The sequence below is a fragment of the Arenibacter sp. P308M17 genome, from assembly GCF_003426735.1.
In the GTDB taxonomy this organism is placed as follows: domain Bacteria; phylum Bacteroidota; class Bacteroidia; order Flavobacteriales; family Flavobacteriaceae; genus Arenibacter.
The window spans coordinates 268933-291688 of the sequence record NZ_QVON01000002.1 but is presented as its reverse complement, the minus strand read 5'-3'; the positions used below and the strand labels follow the sequence as shown (position 1 = coordinate 291688).

Here is a 22756-nt window from a genome sequence, read left to right as displayed (position 1 = left end):
CAGCATGTATTTCAAATCGTTTTATACACACCATTAAAGGGTACTGCATCTATGGAGCAATTATTTTTTTCTGAATAACAAACTAGCGGCATATCCCACCAAAAAACATGAAACCACCCCAGTAGCGGAGTACAATAATAAATGAACCGGAGCTGTAATTCCTACTAGCACCTGTATAAGGATACTCACAGTTATACCGATCAGAACACCTTTTGAATTTGCCTTTTTTGTAAATATTCCCAGTAAAAAAACACCACCCAAACTTCCTATCACCAGACCCAGTACCTTTTGAAATTCGTCCCATAGGGATTTTACATCCATGGTTGCCATCATGATCGCAAAAAGTGTCCCGATAATTCCGATGATCAAAGTAGCCATTCTCGCCAATTTCAATTCATTGGTCTCCTTATTCCATCCAAATCGAAAATGAATATCGGTAGCATAGGAAGTCGCTGCCGAATTCATACTACTGCTCAAACTGCTCATGGCCGCCGCAAATATGGCCGCTATCAACAATCCTGAAACACCTGTAGGCAACTGCGAAACTACATACCATGGAAAAATGGCATCATTATTTTCAAAAGTGGGATTGAGCTGCAAAGGATAATTCTTAAAAAACGCGAATAAGGTGGTACCCACAAAAAAGAATATCAATGTAGCCGGTATGGTTAAAACAGCATTGGTCCAAACACTTTTTTGGGCTTCCCTTTGTGTTTTGGTCGTCAAGTAACGCTGTACCATGGTCTGATCCGAGCCGTAGGTGGTGATATTGGCAAAGATCCCCCCTATTATCATCACCCATACTGTAGGTCGCTCCAAGGACAGATCCAGATCAATTATATTGAATTTATCATGTGCCCTGGCCGTTTCGTAGATGCCGGAAATTCCTCCTTCAATGGAAGATATCATTAAAAATAAAGACAGGATGGCACCACCCAATAGTACTATGACCTGAACAACATCTGTCCAGATCACCGCTTCTATTCCACCGTAAATGGTATAGATCATACTGACCACTCCCATTAGTGAAATACAGATAAAAATGTCTATTCCGGTAACTACGTTCAACGCTATGGAGGGCAGGAACATTACTACTCCCATACGACCAATTTGGAACAAGATAAAGGACATACTGCCCAACAGCCTAATGGTAAGGTTGAAACGGGACTCTAAAAATTCATATGCTGTAGTAACATTGAGTTTTCTAAAAAAAGGGATAAACCAGAACACGATGACCGGCGCTACCAAAAAAATGGTCATATTGAGCATAAAATACGACCAATCCGTAGCAAAGGTCTTTGCCGGCACGGCCATAAAGGTTATGGCGCTTAAAGCGGTCCCAAAAATACTTAATCCCGCTGCCCACCAAGGGATACGGCCACCACCTTTAAAATAATCCTCAGTGTTCTTTTGGCGTTTGGAAAAAAAATAGCCCATCCAGGCCAGAATAAGAAAATATAGGGCAATGACCAAAACATCCAATGTACCTAGGTGTTTGGCATCCTTGTTAATCTTGATTTTCATTACTCCTGGCGTTCTTACCCCTGGCCTGATCTCTCCTGATGGCACTACAATATCCTCTCCCCAGCGAACAGCAGTGGTTGTTACCTGACCGGTTTGTGGTGTCTCCCCTACCCTATAAAATTCTTTGGAAATGGTATTGAACCCGTATATTTCATTTCCAAATCCCGGGTGGTTGTTCAAGTGATCGGTCATTTCCATTTTGGCCAAATTCAACATTTCACCCACATCTTCCCTATTTAACAATTGGTTTTCCAATTGTTCCAATCTTTTCTTGATGCCGATTTCCTTCACGGCCAGATCACCATCAGATCCGGAAGTAAAAATGATGGAACTGGCACCAAGCGGAAAGGCCGTGCCGGCCATTACCTTAAATTCTTGGTCCGTTCCATTTGAAATGACCTGCCATTTATGGGTAGTTGGGTTAAAAACATGGGCATCGGAAAGTATCGTCCAATCTCCTTGAGGACTTATATTCCTCCCTGAAAAAAGATAAAAGCAATTCTCCAAACCGTTGCTTTGGCCCACACCTACCGAAAAGGCCCTTGGCCCACCTTCCCAAGATGGCAGTAATTCCCATTTCCAGTCCCGTGGATCCTCCCCTACTAGGGACAGTCTATAAAAACTGGTGGTGGACGGACCTCCAAATTTGGAAATTCCACCCGCAACATAAATGGCATGATCAACTTTGGCAAAGGCAAAATTGGTCAGAGGAACTGGTAATCTAGGTCCTTTATTTATTTTTGTTTCCCCTGTTTCTGGAATGTAATCTATAAACCAGCTATCCGATATATTTTTGTCCGATGTGTTCCCGCCAAAGCATAGCAAACCATTATTTGTAGAAATTGCTCCCCCATACCCAGCGGCAAAAGGCAATTTAGTGGTAGCTATTTCCCATTGAAATGTGCCGTCGGTTTTTTTCTTAAGTATAAAAATTCCATCATAGTAGGCCTTGATACCGCCTTCCCAGGGCAATCTATCCGGAAAATTGGCACCTCCCGCTACAATCAATACATCGTCATCCACCCCTGTATATGGACCTGCAAGACCTGGTTGGATATTTTGCCCTATACTAGGGGGCAGGTCTGGAAGATGGCCATACTCTAAATAGCCATCCTGTGAATTAACCTTTAAACAAACTAAACAGAGTACAACAATTAATAATATACTCGAAAACGTATTATATTTATTAGTATCCAAAAAGACTTTTTTAGTCATGCCTTTTAATTAATTCATTGATGTTGATCTTTTGAAAGGTCATATGGGCCTGACTCCCTTCATAAAGAATTCCAATATGGTCATTATCAATAGAGGTGATACAGGAATATCCGGCTCCCCTTCCTTCGTCCAGCTCCATCCAATATTCCTTGGGCCAGGATTTGCCATCATCCAAACTGACTTTGATGGTCTGTTTGATTCTCTTGTACTTGGAATTAGGGTTGGAAAACAGCAAAATACTTTTTGAAGTCCCTGTACTATCCGTATAATCATGCCGATGAATGCTGGCCATGCACCTAGGCTCAATAAGTGCACCATGGGAGGTGGGATGTTCTGTCCAAGTATTCCCCAGATCATTTGTTACCATAATGGCGCGGCCATTGGTTTCCGATTTGTTCTCGCCATTCCGATTGTCCCTGATGTTCAGCATAATTGCCCCATCGGAGAGTTCAACGGCCATACATTCGGTAGTATTATGGGATGCGGGATTACTTGTAGTCCATGTTTCCCCTCCATCCTTACTATAGGTTATGTTGGAAAACGGCAATCCGTTTTCATCCCTACCTTGGGTCGGGATTACCAAAGTACCGTCTTTCAGGGTTATTCCATGTCCTGGCGCAGGTGCCCATAACCACCATTTTGGGTCTTTGCACATCTTGGTCAAATTGATGGGTTCACTCCAGGTCCTGCCATCATCCGTGCTTTTGGTAATCAGAAATTGACTGGTCTGTTTAACGCCAAAACCCGGTTGGGAACCTTTGGTTCTCCACTGATGGTTCCATTCCTTGCTCTCCTCGCCCAAGTTTTCCTGCCAAACGCCTTCCGCATTGATTACACCGTGCATCCATAATCCTGCAACGAATATGGTGCCCGTTTGTTCGTCCACCAGAATGTTTGCATCACTAACCCCATTGAATTTTTCTGGCAATCCGCCCCATTGGCCCATATCCAAAGCTATGCGCATTGGTTCCCAGGAATTACCTCCATCTGTGGATCTACTAACTCCAATATCCATATGTCCCTGTAAGTCCCTTCCGGATTCCCTACGTACATCATAAACCGCCAATAAGGTACCTTCTTTGGTAGTGGTCAGACCTGGAATTCGGTAGGTATGTACATTGTCGTCCTGGTGTTGCCTTACTGCTACTCCAAGGCGTAAAGCCTTAGTTTCCGCATTATTTGATACTCCAAGTTTTTGTTCCCCGAGGTTAACATAATCAATATTTGCATGTACCTTGTTGGTCAGGTCAACACTATCTGCCAGTTCATAGGAGACCCAGAAATAGTTGGTTCCTGGTTTTAAGCTTTGATTTCCATTGATTAGCGAGGTCTTTTTTGGTTTTTCCGCCAGGCCGAATAACCTCTTATTACTGAATACAGAATCATTCTCGGTATAATAGACCCGAATATTCTTAAGGTTTTCCTGTTTTGTGTTTTCAGTGGATACTTGAATGGCATTCACTATTTCTCCTTCCTTCCCATCATTCAATTGTATCCTTAAAATGGGATTGTCTACTTTACCTTTTAGTACTGGGTAGTTAAAGGTTATGGCTGTAAGTCTTTCGCTAATCTCCACTTTGTCCTTACAACCCCATGGGATTACAAATAGCAACAGTAACATCATTTTCAATACCGAAGTTGTATTTTTTTGTTTCATCAATATCATTGTTTAATTAGGATTATTTTTAGTTTGGGAAGTCCTTTGGCAATTTCAGTCACATAGAATTGAAGCAGCGGTTCCCCCCTGCTTCAATTAAACAAACTAATCTAACTCAACTCAATTTTTTATACCCAGGTCTACCTCCCAAAATGACCTGTTTAACGGCAAGATATAATTTACGGTACTGTGTTGAAAATTTTAACAATTCACTTGGTATCATTACCATTTAACAACAACCGCTCCAAATGCCGGTTACAATAATTGGTCTATTTCATGATATTTTGAATTTTGGCCAATGAGTTTTTCCTTTGCCCATTCAATTTATGGTTCAACAGATCCGTTTTGAATCTAAAGGACAGGATATAAGGCTGTTCTTCCTTGTTCCAATGCCCGTATGTAGTGCAGACCAAAGTACCATCAGCTAATAGTTCCGCTGCCGGATAGGTGGAATCCCAGCCTTTTGTATTGTCTTTAAAGCGTATTCGAAACTGGCCTTCATGTCCATTTTTTAGATCATTCCAGCTGCCTACCCATCCAACCCAGTCCCCTTCGGTGGGACTCATCTCGTTTCCAGGCCTATTTCTAGGTGTATTATCCCTAAATTGTATCAACAATCTTCCATCGGGCATATATATTCCCTGATGCCTATCACCATTGAGCGATCCTGGCATCGGTTTGGGTTTGCTCCAAGTTTTTCCTTCATCGGAACTGAACATTATCTGACTATTATAATTTCTGGCGTTCTCACGTAATAACATGGCAATTTCACTTTTATCAGGGCTATAGATCAAGCCTGCCTCACAAAGATGGTGGCTGGAAGCCCTATACATTTCTTTTGGTTCTCCCCAGGTAAGCCCGCCATCCCAACTTTCTACCTGATATAAGATCATGGTATTTTCAGGACCTTGTGTATGGAAAGTGGCCAAATAATGTCCGGCATCTTTTAAGGGAATGCAATCTGCCATAGCTACGATTCCTTTGTAATCGCCAATGGCCTTCAACTCGCTCCAGGTCTCACCATTATCCTCTGATACCGACATTCGTATGGCTTCATCAAAACGGTGTTGGGCCCCACTAAATAGGATCAGTCTATCTTTTCCCTTAGCATCGGTAGTAGGATAGATAGTGGGGACTTCCTTGCTAGTGGCCCAGCTCTCAGGAGTCTTTAAACGTTGCGACCAGGTTTTCCCCCCATCTGTTGATTTCTTCATAACAATCCCACCTTTCCCATGGCCCTTGGGATATACGCAGATGATGGTTTTCCCGTCCTTCAATAGGACAGTGGTCGGGTGCCCAAGATATTGTCCCTGTTCCCTGTCCACTACAACCTGTAATTGGTTTTCCCCATCTAAATCGATTATGGGCAAATCGTGTCCCAGTTTTCCAAATACTTGGGAAAACATAGTTGTGGTGGCCAGAAAGGTGCAAGCGACCCAAGTAAATAATAATGCATTTTTCATATTATTTCATTTAAAATTATATGGTAACTACCAACTGTATCTAGTATCCCACCTAACGCACACTGACGGGTTATTGATCATATCCCTCTGTTTGTTCTATTAATGTATTTTGGGCCATAACGGATTGGCTCACGGACCAATATAATGGAGTTGTCAGTCCTTGTAAATTGGGCACAAAATCATAGATATCAATAGTGCCATCTGCATGGAACCTTCTTAGGTCCCACCATCTTTTCGGTTCCAAAAACAGTTCCCTGCCCCTTTCGGCCAATATTTCCAGATTTATGGAATTTTGGTTCATTAAACCGGTGTAATCATCGTTATTGGCCCTGTTTCGTACCAAATCTAATGCTATAACCGCATTTTCCAAATCGTTTTTGGCTGCATAGGCCTCGGCACGTAACAGTAACATATCGGCCCATCTATATATAATAAAATCATTGGTAAATAGACGGATCCCATCAATGACCTCGCCATAATACCTGGTCTGTGAATAGGAAATTATTGGCCCTTCAACTTCCAGATAAAACGGCAGAAAAGTTCTGTCTTTCCTTACGTCCGTATTAGTTGTAAATAGATTCCTTATGTTTTCGCTAGGGGAATAATTGTGCCTAACATTGGCACTACTTCCAGGGATATCCGGACTTGCTACGGGATCATAATTAACATCCCTAACCGATAGTGTACTGGCGTAATGATTATTGACTTCGTCCCTGTCATTAAAAATAGCGAAAATTATTTCATCATTTTTTTTGGTGTCAAAGACATCATTAAAAGAATCCATTAGTGAAGCACCTTGATCTTCTATTTTTTGAATGGCGGCCAAGGCCGCATCAAAATCAGGAACACCACCACCCAACACTTTTCCTGTCCACATTTTTACATCTGCCTGTAAAGCATAGGCGGCGGGTTTGGATGCAAAATTTTTATCGGCAAATCCGTCCCTTGGAAATAATGATATGGCATTTGAAATATCTTCATTTATTTGAGTAAAAACTTGGGCAACCGGTGTTCTTGCAATCACTTCGGCATCCGGAGACAAAATGGGCTCTGTAATCAAAGGAACATCTCCCCATATCCTTGCCATGTAAAAATAATAGGTAGCTCTTAAAAACAAGGCTTCGGCCTTCATTTGGTTCTTAGTTTGTTCATTGGAAAAAGAAAGATCATCTACTACGGACAATAAAAAATTAATATTGTTCATGGCCCCATAAAACGCAGTCCAAGAGGTTCCGTTAGTAGCATTTATATTATGACTCCAGGCATCTGAAACGGTGCCGATGATCCCTACATCAAAACCATCCCCTCTATCTTCATGATACAGAGTGCTGTTATAATCGTCCTTTAAATCCCTATAGATTCCATTTAAAAGCGCTTGAGCTTCATCTCCATTGGCCGGAAAATTTCCAAAAACTATATCGGAAGGTACTTCCGTATCCAAAGCATCCTCACATCCCGTAAGACAAATGAAGAGCCCAAAGATGATTGGAAACATAAATATTCTATATATATTTTTCATAATCATAATTAAATTATTGTTTTACTTAAAAAGAAGCGGTTAACCTAAGTCTTATTTGAAACGGTCTTGGATAAATACCCTCATCAGTTCCATCAAATTGTTCGGGTGTTAATCCATCATATTTGGTGATATATCCCAAATTGTAAAATTCCATTCCCAACCTTGTACTACTCATTCCCAATTTACTGCTCAAGTCCCGAGGAAATTGATAGCTTAAGGATACTTCCCTAAAGGAAAAATAATCTCCTTTTTTATGATATAAAGATGATGGTCTAACATGGTTTTGTGGACCATTATCAAAATCCGAAGCATTATCATACCTTGGAATCGTTGCTATATCTCCTTGCTCCTTCCATACTGCACTACCAAGAACATCGTTAGTTATAACAACATTATTTCTGGCATTTCCATTTGATCTGGCCCTATAATTATTGTCAATGGTATGCCCCATTGCCCAATCTGTTACCAACCTAAATGAGAAACCTTTATAATTAAGAGTGTTCACCATACCCCCTCTTAGGTTTGGATCCCTATACCCCATGAAAACCCGATCTCTATTATCAATTATATTGTCTCCGTTTACGTCTCTCCAAATGGCATCCCCTCCTTTTTTGGCACCACCATATTGCGATCTATAAAATCCGGACATTATCTGATCATCCGGGGCATTGGCAGCCTCAGCATCTGTTGCATAAACTCCTATCATATCATAAACCCAAATTCCGTTGGGCCTTTCTCCTTCTGCGAGACCGCCAACCATTATTTCATTACCTTCTTCATCCCAAACTAGAAACCCTCCACTTCTATTTTTATCAAATTCGTTTTCTGGTAGTTTAGTTACTTCACTTTTGTTATAGGCCAGGTTTGCGGCCACATTCCATGAAAAATTTTCCTTGGCGATAATGGTTCCATTAAGCTCCACTTCCACCCCACGATTGGTCAATGATCCAAAATTACTTCTGATGCTACTAAACCCTGTTTGGGCGGGAAGTGGCATATTTAGCAATCTGTCCGAGGTTACCTTATCATAGTAGTCCAATAAAATATTGAACCGGTCGTTGGCTATTCCTAAGTCCAACCCTATATTGGTTTGGGTGGTTGTTTCCCACTTCAAATTAAAATTCGGAAGATTTGATATACGGACGGCACTGCCCAGGGCGTACGAGGTAGATCCAAATCCTCCCTGGGTATCGGTAAGTGATAAGTTATCATTACCGGCTTTTCCCCAACTTCCCCTAAATTTAACTTTACTGATTAGATCGGATTTCCAGAAATTTTCCTGATGCAAATTCCATCCCGCGGATACTGCCGGAAAAATACCAAATCTATTATTCTGGGAAAACCTGGAAGAACCATCACGTCTTATACTAAAACCTAAAAGGTATTTCCTGTCAAAATTATAGTCCAACTTTCCAAAGAAACTCATCAACTTATTGGTGGATATATCTGAAGTTACCCTTTCCCTTTCCGTCTCCGAGGCATTTAATGTGGATATAAGATCGGTTGGTGCGTTACTTCCACTTCCACTGAAATCTTCGTAATGATTTTTAACATATTGGGTTCCTAGCAGGACATCAACGTTATGCTTTTCTTTAAAAGTGTTCGTATACTTCAACAATCCATCCAACATCACCTGGTTTTGGGTCTCATTAAATCTCGACATTGCCCTGTTCGTTATCTCCCTGGAAGCCCTTTCAAACAAGTTGCCATTGCTTTCAAGTCTATATACAGAAGCGCTTGGAGAAAAGGAAAGCCCCTTTATAATATTCCAATCAAGTCCAATTTTACTACTGGTCCTAAACTGCTTCCGTTCGTCATCCTGATAATAGAGTTCATGGAATATATTTCTGGGCGAACTGGTGCTTTCTCCTAAGGCCGGGGTACCATCATCGTTCCAAATCCTATACGTATGGGGTAATCGTGATGATCTATTGATGGTATTGTTCGTATTTCTTGGCTGATCTATATCATTGAATTGATACGTAAATTGCCCGTTTACCCTTAGATTGTCGTTTACATTGAAAGTACCGTTCATTAAGGTATTAAATCTAGTGGCCGCAGTTCCGACCATTACCCCCTCCTGATTTAAATAGCCTGCACTGATATTATAATTGCCCATTTCTGAAGAACCGGACATTCCAACATTGATGTCATGTGTAATTGCCGACCGGACCCTTATTTTATTTAGCTTGTTATCAATAAATATTAATTCCCTTCCCGTAACTGGGTCCATCATGGTTCTGTACCCGTTCTTGAGCAGGCTATCTACATAGGCTTGTCCTTCCAAAGATGTCAATTCATCCAAATAAGTCAGTGCTATACGCTCAAATCCAAATTCCCCACTACTAGACAATTCTTGAACCGAATAGCCAAAATTTGCATTTGTTAATCGTGCCCCCGGACTGTTAAGATTTATACCTTTTTGGGCGGCAATTCTAGACACCCTAAGATAATCCTCCACACTACTCCAGTCATAATCTTTGGCCTGTTGATCTATCCCAGTGGAATAGCGGATATTGATCTGTCCCTTTCCCGATTCCTTACCAGAAACCGTGGTCACCAAAATAACACCATTGGCGGCACGCGCTCCATATATGGCAGTAGAAGCGGCATCTTTAAGTACTTCAATAGATTTAATATCACTGGGACTAACACCATTAAGGTCTTCCCTGAAGACACCGTCAATAATATATAATGGCTCGTTCGCCACTGCGCGGGGGTCAGTTTGGGTACCGCCCCTAATATATACTGCAGCACCGGAACCCGGTTGGCCCGAATCCACATTTACGCTCAATCCTGCCACCTTACCCTGCAGTAGCTGAACTGGATTGACAGCCGGACTATTTTGTATTTCGGTTTGCTTGATTTTGGACACCGAACTGGACATTAATGACCTGGATTGGGTACCAAAGCCGACCACTACCACTTCATCCAGATTTTCGGTAGATTCCGATAGACTAACATCAACGTTTACTCGTCCGTTCAATGTAAGTTCTTGGGAAGCCATGCCGATATAGGTGTAAACCAAGATAGCATTGGCGGGTACATTTATAGCGTAATTTCCATCAAAATCCGTAGTAACGCCATTGGTAGTGCCCTTTTCTACAATACTTACCCCTGGAAGCGGTACATTTTGGCTATCGGTAACGGTTCCCTTTACATTGATCAGGTCTTGTGATTTGGCATTCTGTACAGAAATAATAAAGAAAATCAAGGGAAAGCAGGAAAATATTGTTTTTCTAAGCATAGAAACAATATTCCCTTTTAAAGAGAATTCAGTTATTTTTTTCATAATTTTGAAGTGTTTGAATTAATTCATACTCATTTTGGGTTAATTATTTGCCCTGCGCTGCCACGCGGGGCTTTTTAGTCTAATCGGTCAATGTTTATTCAAAAGTTTTTAGTAAGAATCGATCATCTCAAAAAAACCACAATTCCTTAGTTCGTTTTCAAATGCTTTTATTTCAATATTGGAAAGGGTCTGTAGCGGTTTTCTACATGGACCACAATCTATGCCTATCAAACCCATTAAGGCCTTACCCGATACCAGGGCCCCTTTATATTTGATAAGAATATTGATCAGATCGATGGATTTTTGCTGTTTTTCCCTAGCTTTTTCCATATGGCCATTATTAAAATCCTCCATGATCCCATAATACAAAGGCGCCATGAAATTATAGGTACTTCCTACTGCTCCTACGGCACCGAACGATAATCCTGCCAACAGCAATTCATCATATCCATGAAGGATATCCCATTTTCCATCGTCCATGGTTATGCACTTGGACATTTCCATAAAGTTGTTGTCGGTGAATTTGATACCGGCCAGATTTGGAATTTTACCCTTTGCTTCCTCCAGATATTGGGACATTGGAAAGTCGACCCCGGATAGTACTGGAATGTGGTAATAATAAAAGGGTAATTCAGGTGCTGCCATTGCCACTTCCTTACTAAACCCGACCAAGTCGGCCACACTTTTTGGGGGTAAGAACGGAGGTCCCATTATAGCTATGGCTTCGGCTCCCAATCTCGCGGATTCCGATGCCAATAATGTGGCACTGGCAATACTGGTACTCCCTGCATGGGCAATAATCCTAAAATCATCCGATTTTTGGGAAGCCCAGGCCTCGATTACCTCTAACCTTTCAGAGTCCGTCATCAACATTCCTTCTCCTGTGGTTCCGGCAACAAAAACGCCCTTCACCCCCATTTTTTTCAAATGGTCCGCATAGGAAGACACATTTTTTACGTTAATACTGCCGTTTACACCCATTCCGGTAAATGGCGCGGCAATCAATCCTTTTGTTTTGCTTATTGTCATTTTCTCTTGTTATAATTATATAAGAACTCCCAATACGGTCTTAGGTGTCTTCTGATTTTTTCCTGATATAAATTTTTGTCGTTATCCTTAATGGCCTGCAATAAATCCGTATGGGTCACAAGCTCCCCACTTTCTTGCAACTTCTTGTTGATCGGCTCAAAATAACTCTCATAATTATGTTTGGCGAATAAAAAAACGGGTTGCATCAATTCGTAGAAATTTAGTATGAAATTATTACCGGCCACCTCATAAATCTTCTTGTGAAATTGCATTTCATCCTCAATGGATAGGTTGTTTATACCAATTGCCTGTTGTCTTGAAATGATCTGTTCCAGTTCTTCAATATCCTTGTGGGTGACATTGGTAAATACAAACTCCGCTATCCCCACTTCCATGGCAATCCTCATACCCATTAATTCCTTTATTGTGGGGATACTTAAAAGTTGGGGGTCCAAAACCTTCTTAAAACCATTCAACAATGGCGGTTCTTTTACAATTATCCCTCTTTTTGTACGAGATTCCAGGATGCCCAACATTCTTAAACGGCTCATGGCCTCCCTCACCACATTGCGCCCTACGCTGAACATTTCAACAAATTCTTTTTCATTGGGCAGGGGATCTCCCGGAACAAGTTTATTCTCCTTTATGTACTCAATGATGTTGGCCTCTACTTGATCGGTAAGCGTGGTTACTATTAATTTCGATTTCATTTTTAAATCCTATTAATCCCTTTTGTCCTACAAATATAACAAAATAATTTTATGGGCAAAATTTTTAGGATCAAAACTGAATTGTTCTGAATCCATTTACATTTAAATCGGTTCTATGTTTAATGTTGAAAGCTCAAGGTTCAAAGTTCGGCTAAGAATTGAGTACATAGTATGGAGTATTGAGGTTGGATAGTTTTCAGTGGGCAGTGACAGTTGGCAGGGAGAAAGTTCATGGATCAATTAACAATTAACAGTTGAAGGTTTTAAGATAGGGGTGTCCAAAACCACACGACTGGTACGGAGGGGACAGAAACATTAAGATCATAGAAATATCTTAAGCGATATGCCAATGGGCCTTTTACGATTGGGAAACCCATAACTTGGATGTTACGGTGCTATCCGACAATATACATTGAAAAGCAGATCTGATTTAATATCATATCCGGATAAATTGATCCCCCTTTTCCGTGTGGATAATCCATTGATCCAGAATAAGGTCTCTTTAGTTGAATTATCAATTCAGGCTGTCGATACAGGCGATATAGGATTTTCAATTTATATGTTCCAGCAGGACTATACCTATTCCTTTTCCATAAATTCTTCCAAACGACGTTCCGGCATAATCCAGATAATGGCAACACCAACAAAACAAATAATGGAGAGCAACGTATTTATAAACGCCAATGGTAGTGCCAATATATATAGTGTGGTGGACACGTAGTCCTTCCATTTTAACTTGGGAAGCTTGTTCAACGCGAAGTGGTCATCATGATAGTTGATCAATACCCGCTCTAAAACAAAATAGGCCACCGCGCACATTAACAGTACAAATCCATACGCTGCAACAGGTAAGGATTCTTTGTAGTGTTGGTGTTCCCCCAACCAACTTGTTGTAAAAGGTATCAAGGACAACCAAAATAGCAAATGGAGATTTGCCCAAAGGATCTTACCGTTTACCTTTTGGGTTACATGCATTAAATGGTGGTGGTTGTTCCAATAGATACCTACATAGATAAAGCTTAACAAATAGCTTATGAAGACTGGAGCTACTTTTAAGAGTGCATTTAAACTTACTTCTTCAGGGGCTTTCATTTCCAAAACCATAATGGTAATAATGATGGCCAAAACCCCATCACTAAAAGCTTCCAATCTTCCCGTTTTCATAATGTTTGTTAGTTTGGTTATTATAGGATCACTTACTGCGATTATTTTTATACTGGCTCTGCTGTGATGTTACATTTTTAGTTTAATCAATAAAATTCCCCGAGGTATAGCCTCTGGTTTAGGTCTATAGGTAGACACGATATACAGCCTTGGATTATTTTGTCTTGTATCTTGGTTCTTGTAGCGCAGCGGTCTTGATTCTGGTACCTCGTACGCTCTGCGTCCAGTTAGTTAATTTTATGGCCGATTCCTATTTGCTACGGTTGCCCTTATACCTTTAATTACCGTACCCTGGCTATTTCGGCTTAATAAATGGTTGGGACGAAGGTAATGGTACGCGTTTGGTTTCATTTGGAACCGAAGGAAATTTATCGTTTTTCCAATCGGACTTTGCTTTTTCAATAACAGCCTTATCCGAGGCAACAAAGTTCCATTCAATAAAGCGTTCCTCTGGGAATGCCTCGCCCCCAAAGATATATACCGTTGTATCCGGCCCCATTTCAAACGAGCATAGGGTGCTGTCCTTTGCGATTAAGATCTGTTTTGGTTGATAGGTGTTGCCGTCGGATTTGATGGCTCCCTCTAAAATATATAATGCACTTTCTCCAAAAAGGTGTTTACCTATATTGACCAATGTTTCGTTCTTGGATTTGATTTCTATAAGATATAGCCGACTGTAAACGGGAACTGGGGAGATCTTGCCAAAAGCTTCCCCGGCAATTAGTTTGATATCAAGTCCGTCATCCTTCCAAACTGGCAGGTCATTGGCATCTATATGTACAAATGAAGGCTTGCATTGTTCCTGTTCCTTGGGAAGCGCTACCCATATCTGCAGCCCGTGTAATTTTTTTGTTTTATCCCTTAAATAATCCGGTGTCCGTTCGGTATGGACAACTCCCTTGCCCGCGGTCATCCAATTTACCGCTCCGGGCTTTATTTCAACGGCCGTTCCCAAACTATCCCTATGGAAGACCGATCCTTCGAACAAATAGGTGAGCGTGGATAGGCCGATATGTGGGTGCATATCCACATCCATATTCTCCTTGGGACCCATAAGTGCAGGCCCCATATGATCAATAAAAATAAAGGGGCCTACCATACGTTTTTGACGAAATGGCAATAACCTTCCTACCATAAAATTACCAATGTCGGCCGCACGTTCTTCAATAATGAGGTTTATATTGGACATTGTTGCTTTTGTATTATATTAAGAGTCGATTCTTTTTAGGGAAAAATAAGAGACTATAAGGTTTTATTATTAGTGCCAATTTGGGGATACTTCTTACCCACATTATCATTGGACCTTAAAAACTCCTTCCAGCCCATAATGGCCGATAGTCCCTTTAAGTGGGCCTGATAGGAATGGTAGTAAATTCTTTTGTTGAGATCCAATATTACCGGCCATTGAACTTGTTCCACCCCTTGTCCCAATACGTTGACGATGGCCGTCTCCACAAATTTTGAACCAATGGCCCCTATCAATCTGATTTCGTCATGATAACCTGGGCCGGACAGACCAATATAACCATCGGCAGGTCCGCCCGAAAAGGAACATACTGGTATTTCTGCCACTAGGGACACTGTATTTTCCCCAAGTCCTTCGAAAGGTTCGTTATTTGCGATCAAGGTATTTCCAACACTTTTCATTTATTAGAAAATTTTTATTAATGTGAAAATTAGTGTAATAAAAATTTTATGTATAAATCATCCGCTGTGCTTTACTCACGGACATATTATTTTTATTGTGTTCGTGAACTTTTCGGTTTCGCATAAACCTACCTACCGGCTGGCAGGAAAATTAATTATTTTGTCCCGATAATTATCGGGAGGTATGCAAAACATTTATTTTGTTTATGCTCATTTCATAATACCAAATCTACCATATTTTTATTCTCAATGATCACAGGTCAAAAATACTTATCCCCTAAATTATTAACGGTTTTATCCACTCTATTTCATAATCTTACATTAATGATGAACAATAGTGCGGTTGATCTATTCAACGTGAGTTCGATATATATTTTGTTTAAAATCAGTTATTTATATTACACCTGTCGGGTCGAGGGGACTGCAGTAATTTTTTAATTTACACAAAATCAATATCTTGTAATTATTTTTATGTCGAACGGTCTCCATAGTAAATTCGATTACACCCTTTAGGGATGGGGCAATAATCGAATTTTCGGCCTTTTCGTTGTCCCCCTGCCCCTAAAGGGAGCCGAAAATGCCGAATAGTTAGGGAATTAATATAACACCTATTCTTAACTAGAGCTCCTTAATTTTATAATTGATTTATAATTAAATAGTTGCTAAAATTTAAGCTTATTAATGGTCATATTATTGCCCGCCATAAGCCTGCACTGATCATAGCTTCTGTCCTATTTTTTAGGATGGAAAGGCTGAATATTATCTAGTTAAAGCTTGCAACCCTGCCTTTGCCTACCTGATTACTGCCTATAGCCTATCGCGTACTGCTTTTTGCTTACAGATCAGTTTATTTTTCGTCCGTCCAGAAGATTGATCGTTCTTGATCCGTAGGTGGCGTTCTTTTCTGAGTGTGTTACTTGAATTATAGTGACCCCTTCCTTGTTCAATTGCCCAAAAAGTTCCATAATCTCCTCCCCTTGTTTGGAGTTCAGGTTTCCTGTGGGTTCATCGGCCAAAATGAGTTTGGGCGATGAGATCAATGCCCTTGCGATACCTACCAATTGTTGCTGCCCCCCGCTTAATTGTGCCGGAAACAAATCTTTCTTGCCTACAATATTAAATCGGTCCAAGGTATCGGCTACCAGGGATTTGCGTTCAGAGCTGCCCACTTTTTTATAGAGCAGGGGCATTTCCAGATTTTCCTTCACCGTAAGGTCGTCCAGCAAATGGTAGGATTGAAAAACAAAGCCAATGTACTGCTTGTACAGATTGGCCCGGTGTTTTTCTTTTAGGGTATGAACGGGTTCATCCAAAAAATTATATTCCCCCTCATCGAAATTATCCAACATGCCAATGACGTTGAGCAAGGTGGATTTTCCAGAACCAGATGGTCCCATAACGGAAATAAATTCCCCTTCTTCCACAGAGAGGTTAATATCCTTTAGAAGGAAGACCCTTTGTCCTCCCGAATTTACCCATTTAAAAATATTGTTCAATTGTAGTAACATATGTTTTGTTTAGATGTTAGATGTTAGGTGTTAGTATTGAGATACTAGATTTTAGAATTGAGATGCTGGTATTGAGATGTTAGATCTTAGAATTTAAATGTTGGCAATTGGGAATATATTGCAAATTGTTCCATTGCTCCATTGCTCCATTTTTTCATTGCTACATTATCCCATTAATACATTATTAATTGTTCCATTGTTTCATTCATCCCTTAATGCATTCACAGGGTTATTGGTGGCCGCCTTAAAACTTTGCCAACTCACCGTGAGAAGGGCAATGGCCAAAGCAATACATCCTGCCAGGGCAAAAATCCACCAACTTATTGAGGTCCTGTAGGCAAAGCCCTCCAGCCATTGATTCATCGCATACCAGGAAAGGGGGACGGCAATGACAAAGGCCAGGCCGACCCATTTCGCAAAGTCCTTGTTCAAAAGGGCCAATATCTGCCCAATGGTGGCCCCGTTTACCTTGCGGATCCCTATTTCTTTTTTCCTACGCGCCATGCTATGGGATGCCAAGGCGAACAGCCCCATACATGATAAGAGCCCCGCCAATATGGAAAACCAAGCTACCAGGGTTTCTATCTTCATATATTCTTTGTAGTGTTCGTTTAGTTTGTCATTGGCAAAGAAATAGTTCAGGTTGGAGGAAGGGCCCATTTCTTCCCATTGGTCCTTCAATGTTTCAAGGGTTTGAATACTTGCACTTGGTTTGGTCTTGATAAGCAGGAAGGCTCCCCAATCGGCAAGATTTTTTTGATCCCTAATAAAATGGACCAAAGGCTGTACCTCCCGTTGTACCCCTTGATAACTGAAATCCTCAATGGCCCCTACCACCCTATAAGCAGTGCCGGTTTCCGAGCTTTCATGGAGGATCTGACCTTTTGCCTCCAGATAGCCCAATGTTTCCATGGCCTTTCGGTTCAGCACGACCCCCTCTTCCAGGGAGGCCAAAGCCGGATCAAAATCGCTCCCGCTCCACAGTTCAATTCCCAAAGTTTTAAAATAGTCTTCCCCTACATAGGCTTTTCTTAACCCAATAGCCTCTTCCTTTTTTTTTCCTTCCGGATAGAACGTATTGTAGTTTTCATTATAATTGCCGGGAACACTTTGGGAAAAACTAATGGATTCCACATAGGGATCGGTTTCCATCTCCTTCGCTATTCTATAGAAATTTTGATAGGCCTTTTCCTGGTCCTCATATTGCCAGTAATCCAATTCTACAACAATTACGTTTTTACCGTCAAATTTAGGGTCTTTTTCGATCATGGCGTTCACTTGTTTCCTGACCAGAAAAGTTCCGGCTATCAATACGATCGCAATTACAAATTGGACTACTATAAGGGCATAGCGGGAAGCGGAAGCCCTATTCCCCGATAAGGGTGTGTCCTTTAAACTTTGGACCGTTAAGCCCCTGGTCCAAAATAGGGATGGGATCAGGCCCGATAAAAGACTAACAAGTCCCCATATTACAAAGAGGGTGACTGTCAGGAGTTGGTTTTGAAAGGGATCGAACCGTAGCTGGGTTTCAAAAAGCCCGTTGAACACGGGAAGTAGCAGGATTATTAATACTACGCCCAGCACCAGGGCCGCGAAACTCGTCGCACAGGATTCTGTCATGATCTGAAAGAACAATGTTCTTTTAGTGGCGCCATGGACCTTCTTGATCCCTACTTCCCGGATCCTGGCAATGGCATGGGTAATGTTCAGGTTGATAAAATTAACGATTGCGATCCCTATGATCCCCAAAGCGATAATGGCCAGAATAACGATCAGGGTCTGGTTGGATTCCTCTACAGCATGATAGTCCTTAAAGGGCAAAAGATTAAGCTTGGTAGTATTTTGGCCTACCGGAAGGAAATTTTCGGTTACGATACGTTGCAATTTATGCTGTAGGGCTTCCGGTTTTGAGCCCTCTTTCAATAAGACGTAGGTATTGGAGAACGTATTGTACCAATCATGTATCCCTTTCATCCACGGATTAATGGCCTCCCCTGTTTCATAGGAAGCTATAATATGAAACTGTATGGAGGAATTCGCAGGGATATCGATTACTCCGTTAACGGTCAGGTACTGATCTGAAAAATCCACCTGGAGCTGTTTCCCCAGGGCGGGTTCCTGTCCAAAATATTTATCGGCCATTTCCCTACTGATCACCGCCCCGAACTTTTCTAAGTTTCTTTCATGGGAAGCACCTTCTGCAAAGGGAAAACTGAATACCTTGAAGAATCCCTGATCTACATAATGTATGTTTTCAAAGAAGGCCTCGTTTCCATGGCGTAAACGATTCCCGCCCCAGTCAAAAATCCGTGTTCCGTTCTCCACTTCCGGAATTTCCTGCAACATTTGGGGCAGTAAAAGACCCTTGGTCTGAATTCCTTCCCCTTCCCTTACCCGATAGATATCGGAAAGGTTTTTATGGAAATGGTTGTAGGTAAGGTCATTTTGGACATACAGAAAAAGGACCAAAAAGGAGGAGATCCCTACTCCTAGACCAAGGACATTGATCAAAAAAGTACCTTTGTTTTTTTTGATGTTCCTTATAAAAAGCTGTACGTTGTGTTTTAACATGATTCTTAGTTTTTAGTGGCCCCACTCTAGCCAGATAGTCTGTTTTTTATTATTAAGTTAAAGCTTAAAATCCCGCAATTTTGTTTCTCCAGATAGTTATACTGTCTACTTTTCAGGGAAGGGCACAGCTTGTGCGATTTAGCTCATAACATTTTTATTTTACGGGTATTCGTAAACCCTCGGTTTCGCTTCGCTAAATCTTCGATTTCTCCCTTTGGGTCGAAATAACTTTGGGGTCAACTCAACTGCGTACAGGCCCATAGGTAACTGTCTACTGCCTACTGTTCAGTGCTCACTGTTTACTGCCAACCGTTTACGGCCTACTGATTGTTCTGTTTTTTGACCTCCCCCTAACCCCCTCCCAAGGAGGGGGAACGGTTAGTCTATTTGCTTTTTTTATTTAATTCTTTCCCTTCTCCCTCCCCTTGGGGGAGGGTGGGGTGGGGTCTATTCCGCCCTTAAACTTTTTAAAGGTTCCAACAAGGCGGCACTTACTGCTTGATAGCTAATGGTCAAAAGGGCGATGAACAGCGCCATACTTCCGGCAATAGCGAATATTTCCCAACCTATAGTAATTCGATAGGCGAAATCCTCCAACCAAAGGCCCATAATATACCATCCTATAGGAACGGCGAGTACGATGGCCAACAGTATTAACCTCAGATAGTCCAAGGTCAGTAAACGATAAATACTTTTAAACGGTGCCCCCAGTACCAAACGAATACTAATTTCCTTCTTTCGCTGCTCCGCCATAAAGGCGGACAGTGCAAATAGCCCCAGACAGGCCACAAAAATGGCAAAGAGGGCAAAACTGTTGAATATTTTCCCCATACGTTGCACCCCTGCATGCATTTTTACAAAATCCTGGTCCAGAAAACTGTAATTGAAGGCCATAGTAGGTATATTTTGGTCCCAGAGTTGCTCAATGGCGTTCAAGGCACCCATGGTATTGGCTTCATTGATCTTTATGGAAAGCGTACCCGAATTCTTTCCAATGACCAGGGCGAGCGGTGTAATGTCCTCTTTAAGGGATTTAAAGTGAAAATCCTCCACCACTCCCACGATTATCCAATCCTGGCCATTGTTCAGATAGGTTCCCAAAGGGTTTTCCATTCCCATTTCTTCTGCCATTTTTTTGTTGATTATCATAGAACTAACGGAATCGGAAGCAAATTCCCTTGAAAAGTCGCGCCCCTGTTGCACATGCATGCCCATGGTCTTGATATAATCATAATCTACCCTCCAAATTTGTGAGGCTATGGAACGGTGGTTTTCATTGTTTATCTTAAAGGTATTCCCGTTCCGCTTTTTGCCTTCCACGGGAAGATAATCACTATCGGTGACACGTACGACCCCTGGTACATTTCGTATTTGGTCCTTAAAATTTTCCAATTTACCCCCTAAGATGGAGGCTCCTTCCACTACCAATACCTGCTCCTTGTTGTAACCCAATTCCTTGTTTAGGATATACTCCATTTGTTGGTAGATGACCAAGGTGCCAATTATGAGAATAACGGAGGTGGCAAATTGAAAGACCACCAGGCCACTGCGCAGGCTCCCACTTTTGTTCCCGATTACCAATCTTCCCTTTAGTACATTTACAGGGCGGAAAGCGGAGAGGTAAAAGGAAGGGTATAAACCCGCTATAATGCCTATCAGTAAAGCCGAGGACAATAGGATAGGGAAAAACCAAACTGCCGTCCAGGGCATCACAATAGTCTTGTCGGCCATAGAATTAAATAGGGGGAGCAGTACCCAGGCCAGTAAGGTACCCAGTATAAAGGAAATAAAACTAAAGAGTACCGATTCGGTAAGAAATTGTGCCACCAGATCGGCCTTAAAGGCACCAACCGTTTTTCGAAGACCAACTTCTTTGGCCCTGTTGGCAGATTTTGCCGTGGAAAGATTGATGAAATTGATACAGGCCAGGATTAAAATAAAACAGGCTATGGCACCAAAAAGCCATACAAAACGAATATCCCCATGATCCAGCCCGTCGCCCATTTTTAGGTCGGATTTTAGATGGACATCGGATATGGGCTGCAGTTTGTATTCGATTGTTTTTAGGACTTCGATAAAATCGGGTGCCCGGCCGCGTTCCATTTGGGCCGGGATCATATAGTTTTTCACTATGGAGTACATCTTCTTTTCCAGTTGATCGATGTCCGTATTTTTATCGAGCAGGACATAGGTGAAATAATTGTTATTGGTCCAGCCCATATTGGTATCCTCAATTGGAAGCAGAAAATCAAATTTAAGGTGGGAGTTTTTTGGGAAATCGGGCATAACCCCTGTTATCGTGTAAGGACGGTCGGTATTATTGTCCAGAACAACGGTCTTTCCCACAGCATTACCATCGGGAAAATAGATGTTGGCCCTACTCTTTGAAATAACGATACTCTGGGGGCTGGCCAATGCATTATGGGCACTTCCCTCTTCCAAAGGAATTTCCAGGATTTCGAACAGTTCCTGATTGGCAAAGACAAAACCTTCCTCTATATTGTTCTGTATTTCCCCTGTTCGCCGCATAGATCTACTTCCGGCGCCAAAAAGTTCGGACATGTTCATTTTACCCGCTTTTTGAATTTCGGGAAAATGCGATTTTAGGGCATCGGCAAAGGGCAATTGAAAGTGCACGCTCTTTACCACCTCCCCATCCATGACCCCTTGCATTACTACCCTGTAGATGCGATCGGTGTTTTTGTAATGCCGATCATAACTTAGTTCATCCCGAATAAAAAGGGCAATAAGGAGGCAGGCTGCAATTCCTATTGCAAAGCCCCCGATTTTGATACAGCTGAATACCTTGTCCTTTGACAGGTTCCGCCAGGCGATCTTAAAATGGTTTTTTATCATGATATTCTATTTCTATTTACATTCACTGCTCACTGACAACTGTTTACTATTCACTACTTATTGTTCACTGTACACTGTTTATTTTATATTATTTAAGCGGGAGCACCTCTAGTGCGATTTAACTCATAACATTTTTATTTTACGGGTATTCGTGAATCCTCGGTTTAGCTTCGCTGAATCTTCGATTTCTCCCTTTGGGTCGAAATGACTATGGGGCCAAATCAACAGTTAACAGGCCCACTGTTAATTGTACATTGCTTATTGTTCATTGTTCCAAGGCACCCCTTCCGTCTTCTCCTATCGTCGAAGCCACCTTTTCCTCCCGCTGAAATTGCGGGACAGGCCTGAAAAGGGAAGGAGCTTGTTTTTTGACCTCCCCCTAACCCCCTCCCAAGGAGGGGGAATGGATCTGGTTTTAATTTAACTTATATCTCCAACTCACTAACCCAATAACTCCCTCCCCTTGGGGGAGGGCCGGGGTGGGGCCTATTCCGTTTTTTGACCTCCCTCTAACCCCCTCCCAAGGAGGGGGAATGGATCCGGTTTTAATTTAACTTATATCTCCAACTCACTAACCCAATAACTCCCTCTCCTTGGGGGA

13 protein-coding genes are annotated in these 22756 nt (G+C 41.7%); all 13 read right to left on the bottom strand.

The annotated features are described in order from the left end of the window. Window positions 1-60: 60 nt before the first annotated feature. Window positions 61-2721 carry a sodium:solute symporter family transporter gene (locus D0S24_RS05155; protein WP_181938032.1) on the bottom strand — a complete coding sequence of 887 codons (2661 nt, stop codon included), beginning with the start codon at window positions 2719-2721 and terminating at the stop codon, window positions 61-63. 10 nt (window positions 2722-2731) lie between these two features. Further along, on the bottom strand, window positions 2732-4396 hold the full coding sequence (locus tag D0S24_RS05150) for a sialidase family protein (protein WP_220377729.1): 1665 nt from the start codon (window positions 4394-4396) through the stop codon (window positions 2732-2734). Between the two features lie 269 nt (window positions 4397-4665). Further along, window positions 4666-5859 carry a sialidase family protein gene (locus D0S24_RS05145; RefSeq protein ID WP_117018793.1) on the bottom strand — a complete coding sequence of 398 codons (1194 nt, stop codon included), beginning with the start codon at window positions 5857-5859 and terminating at the stop codon, window positions 4666-4668. 70 nt (window positions 5860-5929) lie between these two features. Beyond that, the gene (locus D0S24_RS05140; protein ID WP_181938031.1) at window positions 5930-7378 is read right to left on the bottom strand and encodes a RagB/SusD family nutrient uptake outer membrane protein; all 1449 of its coding nucleotides are present in this window, start codon (window positions 7376-7378) and stop codon (window positions 5930-5932) included. A 25-nt stretch (window positions 7379-7403) separates the two neighbouring features. After that, window positions 7404-10670 carry a TonB-dependent receptor gene (locus D0S24_RS05135; protein WP_117018791.1) on the bottom strand — a complete coding sequence of 1089 codons (3267 nt, stop codon included), beginning with the start codon at window positions 10668-10670 and terminating at the stop codon, window positions 7404-7406. A 108-nt stretch (window positions 10671-10778) separates the two neighbouring features. Next, the gene (locus D0S24_RS05130) at window positions 10779-11699 is read right to left on the bottom strand and encodes a dihydrodipicolinate synthase family protein (RefSeq protein ID WP_117018790.1); all 921 of its coding nucleotides are present in this window, start codon (window positions 11697-11699) and stop codon (window positions 10779-10781) included. Next, window positions 11696-12409: a FadR/GntR family transcriptional regulator gene (locus D0S24_RS05125; protein ID WP_117018789.1), complete on the bottom strand. Its 714-nt coding sequence runs from the start codon at window positions 12407-12409 to the stop codon at window positions 11696-11698. Before D0S24_RS05125 ends, D0S24_RS05130 begins: the two co-directional genes overlap by 4 nt. A 579-nt stretch (window positions 12410-12988) precedes the next feature. Then, window positions 12989-13573 carry a TMEM175 family protein gene (locus D0S24_RS05120; RefSeq protein WP_117018788.1) on the bottom strand — a complete coding sequence of 195 codons (585 nt, stop codon included), beginning with the start codon at window positions 13571-13573 and terminating at the stop codon, window positions 12989-12991. A 295-nt stretch (window positions 13574-13868) separates the two neighbouring features. Next, a complete protein-coding gene (locus D0S24_RS05115) occupies window positions 13869-14762 on the bottom strand; it encodes a pirin family protein (protein ID WP_117018787.1) in 894 nt (297 codons plus the stop codon). Between the two features lie 53 nt (window positions 14763-14815). Beyond that, window positions 14816-15220 (bottom strand): hypothetical protein, encoded by a 405-nt coding sequence (locus tag D0S24_RS05110; RefSeq protein WP_117018786.1) that lies wholly within the window; start codon window positions 15218-15220, stop codon window positions 14816-14818. A gap of 842 nt (window positions 15221-16062) precedes the next feature. After that, the gene (locus D0S24_RS05105) at window positions 16063-16728 is read right to left on the bottom strand and encodes an ABC transporter ATP-binding protein (RefSeq protein WP_117018785.1); all 666 of its coding nucleotides are present in this window, start codon (window positions 16726-16728) and stop codon (window positions 16063-16065) included. 201 nt (window positions 16729-16929) lie between these two features. After that, window positions 16930-19299, bottom strand: coding sequence for an ABC transporter permease (locus tag D0S24_RS05100; RefSeq protein ID WP_117018784.1), 2370 nt, complete (start codon window positions 19297-19299; stop codon window positions 16930-16932). Between the two features lie 447 nt (window positions 19300-19746). Next, window positions 19747-22155 carry an ABC transporter permease gene (locus D0S24_RS05095; protein ID WP_117018783.1) on the bottom strand — a complete coding sequence of 803 codons (2409 nt, stop codon included), beginning with the start codon at window positions 22153-22155 and terminating at the stop codon, window positions 19747-19749. Window positions 22156-22756: the final 601 nt, after the last annotated feature.